At 65.9% G+C, this 13,126-nt stretch carries 12 protein-coding genes; 6 read left to right on the forward strand and 6 right to left on the reverse strand.

Features of this window, described 5'->3' with window-relative positions; all coding sequences use genetic code 11:
* Positions 1–99: 99 nt before the first annotated feature.
* From leuC to WDM24_RS09430, 6 genes are read left to right on the forward strand one after another with little or no spacing between them, the layout of a single operon-like run.
* Positions 100–1,506, forward strand: coding sequence for a 3-isopropylmalate dehydratase large subunit (gene leuC / locus WDM24_RS09405; RefSeq protein ID WP_166303436.1), 1,407 nt, complete (start codon positions 100–102; stop codon positions 1,504–1,506).
* On the forward strand, positions 1,506–2,156 hold the full coding sequence (gene leuD, locus WDM24_RS09410) for a 3-isopropylmalate dehydratase small subunit (RefSeq protein WP_338830975.1): 651 nt from the start codon (positions 1,506–1,508) through the stop codon (positions 2,154–2,156). The genes leuC and leuD overlap by 1 nt, the downstream gene beginning before the upstream one ends.
* Positions 2,153–3,286, forward strand: a complete 1,134-nt coding sequence (leuB, locus tag WDM24_RS09415) for a 3-isopropylmalate dehydrogenase (RefSeq protein WP_338830976.1) — start codon at positions 2,153–2,155, stop codon at positions 3,284–3,286. The genes leuD and leuB overlap by 4 nt, the downstream gene beginning before the upstream one ends.
* Positions 3,286–4,347: an ABC transporter substrate-binding protein gene (locus tag WDM24_RS09420; RefSeq protein ID WP_338830977.1), complete on the forward strand. Its 1,062-nt coding sequence runs from the start codon at positions 3,286–3,288 to the stop codon at positions 4,345–4,347. The genes leuB and WDM24_RS09420 overlap by 1 nt, the downstream gene beginning before the upstream one ends.
* Entirely contained in the window at positions 4,344–5,177 is an 834-nt protein-coding gene (locus WDM24_RS09425; RefSeq protein ID WP_338830978.1) for an ABC transporter ATP-binding protein, read from the forward strand. The genes WDM24_RS09420 and WDM24_RS09425 overlap by 4 nt, the downstream gene beginning before the upstream one ends.
* Positions 5,174–6,046: an ABC transporter permease gene (locus WDM24_RS09430; protein ID WP_338830979.1), complete on the forward strand. Its 873-nt coding sequence runs from the start codon at positions 5,174–5,176 to the stop codon at positions 6,044–6,046. The genes WDM24_RS09425 and WDM24_RS09430 overlap by 4 nt, the downstream gene beginning before the upstream one ends.
* Positions 6,047–6,097: 51 nt before the next feature.
* Here WDM24_RS09430 and WDM24_RS09435 read toward each other — a convergent pair whose 3' ends face one another.
* The 6 genes from WDM24_RS09435 to WDM24_RS09460 all read right to left on the reverse strand — a co-directional run bounded on the left by WDM24_RS09435 (position 6,098) and on the right by WDM24_RS09460 (position 12,990).
* Positions 6,098–6,274 (reverse strand): hypothetical protein, encoded by a 177-nt coding sequence (locus WDM24_RS09435; RefSeq protein ID WP_165126055.1) that lies wholly within the window; start codon positions 6,272–6,274, stop codon positions 6,098–6,100.
* A gap of 131 nt (positions 6,275–6,405) precedes the next feature.
* A complete protein-coding gene (gene garD / locus WDM24_RS09440) occupies positions 6,406–7,947 on the reverse strand; it encodes a galactarate dehydratase (RefSeq protein WP_338830980.1) in 1,542 nt (513 codons plus the stop codon).
* Between the two features lie 190 nt (positions 7,948–8,137).
* A complete protein-coding gene (locus WDM24_RS09445; RefSeq protein WP_338830982.1) occupies positions 8,138–9,586 on the reverse strand; it encodes an aldehyde dehydrogenase family protein in 1,449 nt (482 codons plus the stop codon).
* Positions 9,587–9,603: 17 nt separating this feature from the next.
* Positions 9,604–10,959, reverse strand: coding sequence for a glucarate dehydratase (gudD, locus tag WDM24_RS09450; RefSeq protein ID WP_338830983.1), 1,356 nt, complete (start codon positions 10,957–10,959; stop codon positions 9,604–9,606).
* Between the two features lie 58 nt (positions 10,960–11,017).
* Positions 11,018–11,959 carry a 5-dehydro-4-deoxyglucarate dehydratase gene (kdgD, locus tag WDM24_RS09455; protein WP_338830984.1) on the reverse strand — a complete coding sequence of 314 codons (942 nt, stop codon included), beginning with the start codon at positions 11,957–11,959 and terminating at the stop codon, positions 11,018–11,020.
* Positions 11,960–12,084: 125 nt separating this feature from the next.
* Positions 12,085–12,990: a LysR substrate-binding domain-containing protein gene (locus tag WDM24_RS09460; RefSeq protein ID WP_338697060.1), complete on the reverse strand. Its 906-nt coding sequence runs from the start codon at positions 12,988–12,990 to the stop codon at positions 12,085–12,087.
* Positions 12,991–13,126 lie beyond the last annotated feature (136 nt).

The raw sequence follows: 13,126 nt of genomic DNA on the forward strand, positions 1-13,126 counted from the left end.
GATGTTAGGACGAAACTGCTTCACTTGACGACAACTTTGGCACAGATTGGCGCCAATAAGATCAAGCCGTATGGAAACGCAAAGAGCAGGGGAAGGCGGATGCCCGGACGAAGTTTGCTCGAGAAGATCTGGGACCAGCATGTCATTGCCCGCCTCAGCGAGGACACCGATCTCCTGCATATCGACCGCCATCTGCTGCACGATCTCGGCGGCTCGCGCGGCCTGCTCGACCTGAAGAGCAGGGGGCTCAAGGTTCACAATCCCGAACTGGTCTTCGCGACGCCGGACCATGCGCTGTCGACGGCGCCCGGCCGCACTGGGACCAGCAAGATCGGCATGGAATTGCTGGCCGCGCTTCGCCTCGAGACCGCGGCGAGCGGCATCACGCTGTTCGATGTCGACCAGCCCGGCCAGGGCATCGTCCATGTCATCGGGCCGGAACTCGGCTTGAGCCTGCCGGGCGCGACGATCGTCTGCGGCGACAGCCACACCTGTACCCATGGCGGCCTCGGCGCACTCGCCTTCGGCATTGGATCGAGCGAGCTCACCCATGTGCTGGCGACGCAGGCGCTGATCCAGAAGCGTCCGAAAACGATGCGCGCGCGCTTCGAAGGCAAGCTGCCGCTCGGCGTCACCGCCAAGGACATGATCCTGGCGCTGATCGGGCATATCGGCGCCGCCGGCGGCACCGGCTACGCGGTCGAATATGCCGGCAGCGCGATCCGGGCACTGCCGATCGAGGGCCGGCTCACGATCTGCAACCTCTCGATCGAGCTCGGCGCCAAGATGGGCATGGTGGCGCCCGACGAAAAGACCTTCGAATTCCTGCGCGGCCGCCCCTATGCGCCGCAGGGCGAGATGTGGGATCTCGCGGTGAAGGCGTGGCGCGAGCTGCCGAGCGATCCGGACGCGGTGTTCGACCGCGAGGTCGTGATCGATGTCGAAAAGATCATCCCGCAGGTGACGTGGGGCATCAGCCCAGAGCACGTCGTCGGCGTCGATGGCGTCATTCCCGATCCGAAGACGGTCGACGATCCGGCGCGGCGCGCCGCGATCGAGACCGCGCTCGACTATATGGGCCTGCAAGGCGGCGCACCGATTGCCGGCACGCCGATCGACTGGGTGTTCATCGGCTCCTGCACCAACAGCCGGCTGAGCGATCTGCGCGCCGCGGCCGAGGTCGCGCGTGGCCGCAAGGTCGCGGCCGGCGTGCGGGCCTGGGTGGTGCCGGGCTCGGAAAACGTCAAGCGCGAGGCGGTGGCCGAGGGGCTCGACAAGATCTTCATCGACGCCGGCTTCGAGTGGCGCGAGCCGGGCTGCTCGATGTGCCTTGCCGCCAATGGCGAGGTGGTGGCGCCCGGGCAGCGCTCGGTCTCGACCTCGAACCGCAATTTCGTCGGCCGCCAGGGGCCGCGCGCCCGCACGCATCTGGCGAGCCCCGCGAGCGCGGCGGCCTCAGCCATTGCCGGCGCGATCGCCGATGTCAGGATGATGGGACGCCAGTGATGCCGAAACCGTTCGACAAGCTCACCGCAACCGCTGCGCCGATCATGCGCGCCAATATCGACACCGACGTCATCATCCGCATCGAGCGCCTGGTCGGCAATTCGATCCGCGGCACGCTCGGCAAATGGGCGTTCGGCTCGCTGCGCTATCTGGCCGACGGCTCGGAGAATCCGGATTTCATTCTCAACCGCGAGCCGTACCGGGACGCGGAGATCCTGGTGACGGGGCCGAATTTCGGCTGCGGCTCGTCGCGCGAAGGCGCGGTGTGGTCGCTGCAGGAGCGCGGCATCCGCGCCATCATCGGCTCCGGCTTCGGCGACATCTTCTTCGCCAACTGCTTCCAGAACGGAATCCTCCCCGTCATCGTCGACAAGGCGGTGGTGGATTCGCTTGCCGCCGACATCGAGGCGACGCAGGGCGCAGGCAAGGTCTCGATCGATCTCGAGGCCCAGACCATCGTCTCGCCGTCGGGCGCGCGGCATTCGTTCGAGATCGACCCGCGGCGGCGCGACGGGCTCCTGAAGGGGCTCGACGAGGTGGCGCTGACGCTGCAGCGCGACGACGAGATCCACGCCTTCCAGGCCGCCGACCGCGCGGCGCGGCCCTGGATTCATTCTACAAGGACACCCGCTTCAAGGACACCTGCATGAGCACGCAATCCAACATGGTCAAGGTCGCCGTCGTCGGCGGCGAGGGCATCGGCCCCGAGGTCACCGCGCAGTCCCGCCGCGTGCTCGACTGGTTCGCGGCCAAACGTAACGTGCCGATGACGCTGCGCGAGGCGCAATACGGCCTGATCCCGTATCTGGCGACCGGCAAGGTGCTGCCCGAGGACACGGCCGAGGCGATGGACGAGGCCGACGCGATCCTGTGGGGCGCGACCGGCGGGCCGGAGACGACCGAAGTGCCCGCGGCCGCGCGCAAGGCCGGCAGTCTGCTGGGCCTGCGCAGCAAATACGATCTCTACGCCAATTTGCGGCCGATCGTGGCGAGCCCGGCGCTGTCGGCGTCGGCGCCGCTCAAGGCCGAGGTGCTCGACGGCGTCGATTTCGTCATCATCCGCGAATTGACCAGCGGCATTTATTTCGGCGAGCCGCGCGGCATTGAGACATTGCCCGATGGCCAGCGCCGCGGTTTCAACACCGAGCAATACACCACCAACCAGATCCGCCGCGTGGCGCGCTCGGCGTTCGAGCTGGCGCGGACCCGGCGCAACAAGGTCTGCTCGGTCGACAAGGCCAATGTGCTGGAGACCAGCGTGGTCTGGCGCGAGGAGGTGATCAGGCTGCACAAGGAGGAGTTCTCCGACGTCGAGCTGACCCACCTCTATGTCGACAACGCCGCGATGCAGATCGTGCGCGAGCCGCGGCAGTTCGACGTGATGGTGACCGGCAATATCTTCGGCGACATCCTGTCCGACTGCGCGGCGATGGCCTCGGGCTCGCTCGGCATGCTGCCATCGGCCTCGCTCGGCCCGGTCGATCGCTTCGGCCGGCGCAAGGCGCTGTATGAGCCGGTGCATGGCAGCGCGCCCGACATCGCGGGCAAGGGCATCGCCAACCCGCTCGGCTCGATCCTCAGCGTCGCGATGCTGCTGCGCCTGACGCTGAACCGCCCTGAGGATGCCGATTTGCTGGAGAAGGCGGTGCAGACTGCGCTTGCGTCCGGCGCGCGGACCGCCGACATTGCGGAAGCCGGTGCGAGGAAGCTGTCGACCGTCCAGATGGGCGACGCGGTGCTCGTCGCGCTGGACAGGATCTCGGCCAAGGAGCACGCCTGATGGCCGATGTCGCCATGCCCCACGTTTCGAGGCGATCGGCCCTGACGGTGATCGCCGCCGGCGGCGCGGCGCTGGCTACGGGGCGTGCGTGGGCGCAGGCGGCCACCGGCCGCGCGATCTATCCGGTCGCGGTGCCGGTCTATCAGACGCAATTTGTTGCGGATCGCATCGGCTTCTTCAAGGAAGCCGGGCTCGACTGCAAGCTGCTGCAGGGCGGCAGCGGCGTGAAGACCCGCGAGATCATCGCCTCGTCGCAGGGCGATATCGGCATCGGCGACGTCACCCATCCGATGCAGCTGACCAATCACGGCCGCGCCGCGCGCGTGCTGCTGCCGGTCGACACACGATCGAACTCGGTGATGTTCATCATCCGCAAGGATCTGAAGGACCAAGGCATCAACTCGCTGGAGGCCTTCACCCAATGGAAGCGACCCGACGGCCGCAAGCCGATCGTCTCGGTGTCCTCGCTCGGCGGCACCAACCATGTCTGGGCGTCCTACTACATGGAAACCGTGGGTCTCGACGACAAGGTGACCTGGATCGGCACCGGCAATGTCGACACCATGCTGGGGTCGCTGAAATCGAAGCAGGTCGATATCCTGGTCAGCTCGCTGTCGCTGCTCAACGAGGCACAGCAGCAGGGCTGGGGTGAACTGCTGTTCGACGGCACCGACGAGGCGATCTGGAACAAGCATATCGGCGGCAAGGTGCCGGTGACCGCGCATTTCACGCTGCAGGCAACCATCGACAAGGACCCTGCCAAAATGCAGGCCTTCGTCACCGCGCTGTGGCGTGCGTCGCAGTGGATCAAGACGCACAAGCCGACGGAGGTTTATGACGCGATCGAGCCCTATGTCGGCAGCACCTCGCGTGACGCCAATCTGCTCGAGATCACGGCGATCCAGAAGGTCGCGGACTATGAGGGCACGATCGACGCCGCAAGCTTTGCGCGCGGCGAGAAGGTCTGGTTCCGCGAGATGACCGGCATCAAGCCGCTCAAGATCGCCGACGTGGTCAACTCCAACCTGATCGACGCGGCGCGAAAGGCCTATCCGGGTTGAGCGCGCTCGAGACGAGCGTCACTCTGTCACCGCGCGCCTCGGCCGACCGCCGCGTCGAGGTCAACGGCCTGTGCAAGTCGTTCCAGCTTGCCAAAACCACGATCGAGGCGGTGCGCGACGTCACTTTCGACGTCCGGCGCGGCGAGTTCGTCGCGCTGCTCGGGCCGTCGGGCTCGGGCAAGAGCACCGTGCTCAACATGATCGCCTCGCTGATCCGCCCCACCGGCGGCGAGATCCTGATCGACGGCAAGCGCGTCGTCGCCGGCAAGGCGACGCCCGATGTCGGCTACGTCTTCCAGCGCGATACGCTGTTCCCCTGGCGGACGGTGGCCGACAATATCGGCTATGGGCTGGAGCTCGCGGGCGTGGCCGTGAGCGAACGGAAAGCGCGCATCGCGGAATGCGTCGCGCAGGCCGGGCTGAAGGGATTTGAGAACGCCTATCCGTCGGCGCTGTCGGGCGGCATGCGGCAGCGCGCGGCGTTGATGCGGACCCTGATCGTCGAGCCGCAGATCCTGTTGATGGACGAGCCGTTCGGCGCGCTCGATACCCACACCAAGATCGACATGCACGAGGTGCTGCTCCGGATCTGGGAACGCGAGCAGCAGACCGTGCTGTTCGTGACCCACGATCGCGGCGAGGCGCTGACGCTCGCCGACCGCATCATCCTGTTCTCGGCGCGGCCGGGCCGGATCAAGGACATGTTCGAGGTCGACTTCGCCCGCCCGCGCGATGCGGTGAAGGTGCGCGAGACCCCGCATTATGCCGAGCTGTTCCAGCACATCTGGCATTCGCTCGGCGAGGAATTCGTCAAGGGCCGCAGCCCATGAAGCGGTACAGCATGATGAACACGATCGGCTGGCAGGTCCTGATCTGCGCAATCGTGCTGTCGGTGTGGCAATGGGGCTACGACCTGCGGGCGAAACTGCCGTGGCTGGTGCCGGATCTGCTCGACCCGTACTTCATCTCGAAGCCGTCGATGATCTACGAGAATTTCCTGATCCAGAGCTGCCTCAAATCGAAGCTCGGCGTCTTCAACGGCTGGTTCAACGGCGACTTCGCAAAGTGCCTGGCGCGCAACGAGAACAATCTCTGGGCGGCGACCGCCATCACGCTGAAGAATACCTTCTTCGGCTTCGTCACCGGCGTGGTCAGCGGTTTCGTCGCCGGGCTGATCCTGGGGCGATCCGACCGCCTCAGCGCGATTTTCCAGCCCTTCATCACCGCGGTGAATTCGATCCCGCGGATTGCGCTGGCGCCGATCATCGTGCTGGCGTTCGGGATCGGCGACATGTCGAAGATCGTGACCTCCTGGATCGTCGTGGTGTTCCTGGTGTTCTTCAACACCTTCGAGGGCGCGCGCTCGATCGACGAGGGTTTTACCAATGCTGCGCGTCTGCTCGGCGCCAGCGAGTGGCAGATCACCCGCACCGTGGTGATCCCCTCGACGATGGCCTGGGTGTTTGCCTCGCTGACGCCCGCCATTTCCTTTGCGCTGATCGGCGTGATCGTCGGCGAATTCATCGGCGCCGAGCGCGGCATCGGCCGTCTCATCATCGAGTCGGAGGCGCGCGGCGAGGCCTCGGGCATGATGGTCGCGGTCGTGGTGCTGATGCTGGTTGGTGTCGTGCTGTCGGCGATCATCTGGCGGCTGCAGGCCTATCTGCTGCGCTGGCAGCGGCAGCGCAGCGCCGAATAGAAAGCGGCCCGCGGCGACATTTGATTTATCGCGCACGGACCACCTTCGGATTCAGGCTGCCGTTTCCGACGGCGAGCTCTCGCCGTCGAGCCAATCCTGCTCCTTGGCCAGCGCGCGCCAGGCCGCTTCCATACGCTTGAAGCGATTGTAGGTCGGCTCGTCGTCGGCGCGCTCGGCAAGCTGCGCGCAGTTCTCCGCATTGTCGAGGAAGTGCTGCGATTGTTTCATGGAACGTCCTCCTGTTGCTGAGGACGTGGGACATCAATTCGGGCGATTCAACGCGCGGAACATGAGCATTTCGCCACGCTGGTGAATGTCTGTTCAGCGAGTTCCATGCGCGTTGATGATCGGCGCCGGTCCTAGGTCACCGGCGCCGGGTTGAACAGCGTCAGATCGTTGTGGATGCCCCAGCGATCCGACCACGGTTTTGTCCGCCCGCTCGCGACGTCGAGGATCAGCCGGAACAGGTCCCAGCCGGTCTCCTCGATGGTCTTCTCGCCGGTCGCGATGCAGCCGGCGTCGAAATCGATCAGATCCTTCCAGCGCCGCGCCAGCTCGCTGCGGGTCGCGACCTTGATGACGGGCGCGGCGGCGAGGCCATAGGGCGTGCCGCGGCCGGTGGTGAACACCTGCAAGGTCATGCCGGAGGCGAGCTGCAGCGTGCCGCAGATGAAGTCGCTTGCAGGAGTAGCCGCAAACAGCATGCCTTTCTGCCGCGCCTTCTCGCCGGGCGACAGCACGCCCGCGATCGGGCCGGAGCCCGACTTGACGATCGAGCCCAAGGATTTTTCGACGATGTTGGCGAGCCCGCCTTTCTTGTTGCCCGGCGTGGTGTTGGCACTGCGGTCGGCGCCGCCGCGGGCGAGATAGGCGTCGTACCATGCCATCTCGCGGATCAGCGCGCGCCCGACATCCTCGTTGACGGCGCGGCGGGTCAGAAGCTGGATCGCGTCGCGCACCTCGGTCACTTCCGAGAACATCACGGTGGCGCCGGCACGCACCAGCAGGTCCGCGGCGAAGCCGACCGCGGGATTCGCGGTGACGCCGGAGAACGCATCGCTGCCGCCGCATTGCAGGCCGATCACGAGATCGGCGGCCGGGCAGGTCTCGCGCGTGCGGGCGTTGAGCACCTTCAGCCTGGCCTCGGCCTGGGTCATGATCGCGTCGACGATGGCGCCGAAGCCGTCAAAGGCTTCGTCCTGCATCCGCACGATGGCGTCGCTGATGCCTTCCGGCACCAGCCGTTCCGGCGCGAGCTTCTCGCAGCCGAGCCCGACCACGAGGATCTCGCCGCCGAAATTCGGATTGAGCGCGAGATTTTGCAGGGTGCGGATCGGCACCACGGCGTCGGGCGCCGTGATCGCGACGCCGCAGCCATAGGCGTGGGTCAGCGGCACGACGTCGTCGACATTGGGATATTTCGGCAAGAGCTCAGTACGGATGCGCTTGACGGCATATTCCATCGTGCCCTTGACGCATTGCACGGAGGAGGAGATGCCGAGGATGTTCTTGGTGCCGACCGAGCCGTCGGGATTGCGATAGCCTTCGAAGGTAAAACCTTCGAGCGGCGGCAGGACGGGCGGCACCGCGGTTGCGATCTCGAGCTGATCGAGCGGCGGCGCCTCGGGCATGCGGATGCGCGCCTCGTCGACCCATTCGCCGGCCAGGATCGGCTTAAGCGCGTGGCCGATCACCTCGCCATAGCGGATGATCGGCGCGCCTTCGGCGATGTCTTCCAGCGCGGTCTTGTGGCCCTGCGGCACGAAGGCGCGCAGCGTCAGGCCCGAGGCGAAGCGGGAGCCGGCGGGCAGGCCGAAATCATTCACGACGATCGCGACATTGTCGCGCTCGTTGAGCTTGATGTAACGGGGCTGCTCCTGCGCGCCGATCGACTGGTCCATGCGGGCTCTCCTGAGGTTTCGGCGCCAACGGCTTTCTTGCTTTACCTCTCCCGCTTGCGGGGGAGGTCGGCACGCGTAGCGTGACGGGTGGGGGCTCTCTCCACAGTGTGACTCGTGGAGAGAGCCCCCACCCCAACCCACCCCCGCAAGCGGGAGAGGCGGCGAAGCACCTACGAGGTGCGATCTAATTTCACCCCGGGAACGTATAAGCCGTCTTCACCGTGGTGTAGAACTCGCGGGCATAGGCGCCCTGTTCGCGCGCGCCGTAGCTCGAGCCTTTGCGGCCGCCGAATGGCACGTGATAGTCGACGCCGGCGGTCGGCAGATTGACCATCACCATGCCGGCCTCGCTGTTGCGCTTGTAATGCGAGGCGTATTTCAGGCTTGACGTGCAGATGCCCGAGGCGAGGCCGAACTCGGTGTCGTTGGAGATCGCGAGCGCCTCCTCATAATCCTTGGCGCGGATCACGCAGGCGACCGGGCCGAAGATCTCCTCGCGGGCGATGCGCATGGTGTTGGTGGCTTCGGTGAACAGCGCCGGCTGCAGATAGAAGCCGGGCGTCTCGCGGTTCAACAACTCGCCGCCCCAATGCAGGCGGGCGCCCTCATCCTGGCCGATCTTGATATAACGGAGGTCCTGGTCGAGCTGGCTCTGGTCGACGACCGGGCCGACATGCACGCCGCTCTTCAGCGCGTCATCCACCGAGAGCCCCTTCATCCGCTCGGTCATCGCGGCGACGAAGCGGTCGTGAATCCCTGCGGTGACGATCAGGCGCGAGGACGCGGTGCAGCGCTGGCCGGTCGAGAAATAGGCGCCGTTGACGGCGACCTCGACCGCGACCTTGAGGTCGGCGTCGTCAAGCACGACCAGCGGGTTCTTGCCGCCCATCTCGAGCTGGAACTTCTTCATGGGGTTGGAGACCACGCAGGCCTGCGCGATCTTGCGGCCGGTCTGAACCGAGCCGGTGAATGAGATCGCGGCGACGTCGGGATGTTCGAGCAGGGTCTGGCCGACCACCGAGCCCGAGCCGACCACGAGGTTGAAGACCCCTGCCGGAATGCCGGAGCGCGCGATGATCTCGGACAGCGCATGCGCCGAGCCCGGCACCAGCTCGGCCGGCTTGAACACTACGCTGTTGCCGTAGGAGAGCGCGGGCGCGATCTTCCAGGCCGGGATCGCGATCGGAAAATTCCACGGTGTGATCATGCCGACGACGCCGACCGGTTCGCGGGTGATCTCGACGTCGAGGCCCGGACGAACCGATGCGCCCTTCTCGCCGATCAGCCGCAGCGCTTCGCCGGCGAAGAACGCAAAGATCTGCCCGGCGCGTGCCACCTCGCCGATGCCTTCCGGCAGCGTCTTGCCTTCCTCGCGCGCGAGCAGGCGGCCGAGCTCTTCCTTGCGGGCGAGGATTTCGACCGAGATCCTGGTCAGCGCGTCAAAGCGCTCCTGCGGTGTCGAGCGCGCCCAGGCCGGGAAGGCGGCCTTTGCCGCGGCGATCGCCTTTTCGGTCTGCGCCTTGTCGGCCTTGGCGTATTCGCCGACCACATCGCCGGTGTTGGAGGGATTGATGTCCCGCGTGATGCCTGTTCCGTCGACCCATTCGCCGGCGATGAAGTTCTTCTGGTGAGCGGCCATGCTTCCAACCTTTCTTTTTAGCGCACGAGGCAGGGACGCTTGTCGTCGAAGGCCCAGCCGGGGATCAGGAACTGCATGGCCAGCGCGTCGTCGCGGGCGCCGAGGCCATGCTGCTTGTATAGCGCGTTCGCAGCTTCAATGGCACCGCGATCGACCTCGATGCCGAGACCCGGCCGATCCGGGATCGCGATCTTGCCGCCCTTGATCTGAAGGGGCTCTTTGGTCAACGCCTGGCCATCTTGCCAGATCCAGTGGGTGTCGATCGCGGTCACCTTGCCGGGCGCGGCGGCGCCGACATGGGTGAACATCGCCAGCGAAATGTCGAAATGGTTGTTGGAGTGCGAGCCCCAGGTCAGGCCGTTGTCGCGGCAGGTCTGCGCCACCCGCACCGAGCCCTGCATGGTCCAGAAATGCGGATCGGCCAGCGGAATGTCGACTGCGCCGAGGCGCAGCGCGTGGGAGAGCTGGCGCCAGTCGGTCGCGATCATGTTGGTTGCGGTTGGCAGCCCGGTGGCGCGGCGGAACTCGGCCATGATCTCACGGCCGGAGAAACCGGCCTCGGCGCCGCAGGGATCCTCGGCATAGGCGAGCACGCCACCCATGTTGCTGCAGAGCCCGATCGCCTCGTCGAGCGACCAGGCGCCGTTCGGGTCGAGCGTGACGCGCGCGTTCGGAAAGCGTTTTGCGATCGCGGTGACGGCCTCGATCTCCTCTTCGCCGGCGAGCACGCCGCCCTTGAGCTTGAAATCGGCGAAGCCGTAATGCGCCTGCGTGGCCTCGGCGAGGCGCACGATCGCGTCCGGCGTCAGCGCAACCTGGTGGCGCAGGTTGAACCAATCCGCCTTGCCGGTCTCGCCTTCGACGTAAGGCAGGTTGGTCTTGCTGCGATCGCCGACAAAGAAGAGATAGCCGAGCGTCTCGACGCTCTTGCGCTGCTGGCCTTCGCCGAGCAGCGCCGCGACCGGGAGATTGAGATGCTGGCCGAGCAGATCGAGCAACGCGGATTCCACCGCGGTGACCGCGTGAATGGTGATGCGCAGGTCAAACGTCTGCTTGCCGCGGCCGCCGGCGTCGCGGTCGGCAAAGGTCTGGCGCATCGACGCCAGGATGTTGTTGCAGGCGCCGATGGTCTGGCCGACGACGAGGTCGCGTGCGTCCTCGAGCGTCTTGCGGATCTTCTCGCCGCCCGGCACCTCGCCGACGCCGGTGTGGCCGGAGTTGTCAGTGAGGATGACGAGGTTGCGGGTGAAGAACGGCGCATGCGCGCCGCTCAGATTGAGGAGCATGCCGTCGCGGCCGGCAACCGGGATCACCTCCATCGCCGTGACGACGGGGGCGCCGGCAAAGCCGGTGCGGATCGTGTCTTGAATCATCTGCTCCTCCCTTTGTGTTCTTTCCGCTGTCTTGTTCCGGTTTCTTGGGCCGTTCGGCCTACTCTGCTGCCTGCTGGGTCGCGGCCTGCGGCAGCTTGGCCACCAGCGCCGCGAGCTCGGCGACCTCCTGCTCGGTGAGATCGGTGAGCGGCGGCCGCACCGGGCCGGAATCGCGGCCGATCACCTTCATGCCGGCCTTGATGATCGAGACCGCATAGCCCTTCTTGCGGTTGCGTATCGCGATCAGCGGCAGGATGAAATCCTTCAACCCTGCATGGATGGTCTGATGATCGCGCCGGCGCACTGCGGCGTAGAAATTGGTGGCGAATTCCGGCACGAAGTTGAACACCGCCGACGAATAGGTGGTCACGCCCATGTCGAAATAGGGCAGCGCAAAGGTTTCCGCCGTGGGGAGCCCGCCGATATAGGTCAGGCGGTCGCCGAGCCGGGTGTAGACGCGGGTCATCAGCTCGATGTCGCCGATGCCGTCCTTGTAGCCGACCAGGTTCGGGCAGCGCTCGCACAGGCGCGCCAACGTATCGGGCTGCAGGATCGCATTGTCGCGGTTGTAGACGATGACGCCGATTTTGACCGACGCGCACACCGCCTCGACATGCGCGGCGAGGCCGTCCTGCTCGGCATGTGTCAAATAAGGCGGCAGCAGCAGCAACCCGTCGGCGCCCGCCTTCTCGGCGCCGATCGCGATCTCGCGCGCGATCGCGGTGCCGTAGCCGGTGCCGGCCAGCACGGGAACGCGGCCCTTGGTCTCCTCGACCGCGACCTTCACGACCTGCGGAACTTCGGATGGCGTCAGCGAGAAGAACTCGCCGGTGCCGCCGGCGGCGAACAGGCCGGCGACGTCATAGCCGCACAGCCAGTCCATATTGGCGCGATAGGTCGCCTCGTCGAACGAATGGTCCGCGTTGAACGGGGTCACGGGGAAGGACAGGAGGCCGCCACCGATTCTCGCGGCCATCTCCTGAGGGGTCATCTTGCTCATGGCACCACTCCTAAAATGCTGTTGGGAACGGATCCGCGAGCAGCGCGCGTCCATGGCGAGATTTCTAGGAAATCGTTCGATGCGCGTCCAAGCCAAACGCGGTATCGAGCGATGCACAATCTGCATCAATCGCCGCGCAGATGCGGGCCAGCGATTTCGGTGGCGATCTCGATCAATGCCGGCAGCAGCTGGTTCTCGTGATCGCGCCGCCATACCATGAACAGCTCGACCGGCACCGGCGTGCGCAGCTTCAGCGGCTTCAGCCGGACATCCGCGATTTTTAGGCTCGCGGCCGCTTCCGGCACGATCGCGACGCCGAGCCCGGCGCGCACCATGGCGAGGATCGAGTGGATCTGGCTGAGATGCTGGACATAGCGCGGCAGCACGTCGGCGCGGGTGAACATCGAGACCAGCAGATCGTGGAAGTAGCGCGCTTCATAGGGCGAATACATCACGAAGGGCTGGTCGTCGAAATCCTTGATGCTGACGGTCTCGGCCGCGGCCAGCGGATGCTTTTTCGGGATCGCCGCAAGCAGCGGCTCGGCCACGACGCGCCGGCTGGCGAATTCCGGCCGCGCGATCGGCGGGCGCAGCAGGCCGGCATCGATCTGGCCGGTGGTCAGCGCCTCGAACTGATCGCCGGAGACCATTTCCTTAAGGGAAAAATCGACCTCCGGCAGGCGTGAGCGGGCGGCCGCGATCAGGTCGGGCAGGAAGCCATAGGCGGCCGCGGCCGTAAAGCCGATCTTGAGCGAGCCGGTCTTGCCGAGCGCGATGCGCCGGGCGACCTGCGAAGCGGACTCTGCGAGTTTGAGGATACGCCGCGCCTCCGGCAAAAAGCTGCGTCCCGCCGGCGTCAACCGCACCGAGCGGCTGGTGCGCTCCAGCAGCGGCGCGTCGATGATGTGCTCGAGCACCTGGATCTGCCGGCTCAGCGGCGGTTGGGTCATGTTGAGCCGCGCGGCGGCGCGGCCGAAGTGCAATTCCTCGGCCACCGTGACGAAACAGCGGAGCTGGTTCAGGTCGAACATCGATGCTAGCCTGGAATGGATCGTTCGAGGATTTGTACGTTCTAGCATCGATGCCTCCCACTGGCCAAGAAGACAAAGACGGCGGCCGAAGCCGCCGTTGATGTGTCGTTATTCTCGCGGCGGCCCTATTGCGCCG

It is taken from the genome of Bradyrhizobium sp. 27S5 (assembly GCF_037217225.1).
Lineage (GTDB): Bacteria > Pseudomonadota > Alphaproteobacteria > Rhizobiales > Xanthobacteraceae > Bradyrhizobium > Bradyrhizobium septentrionale.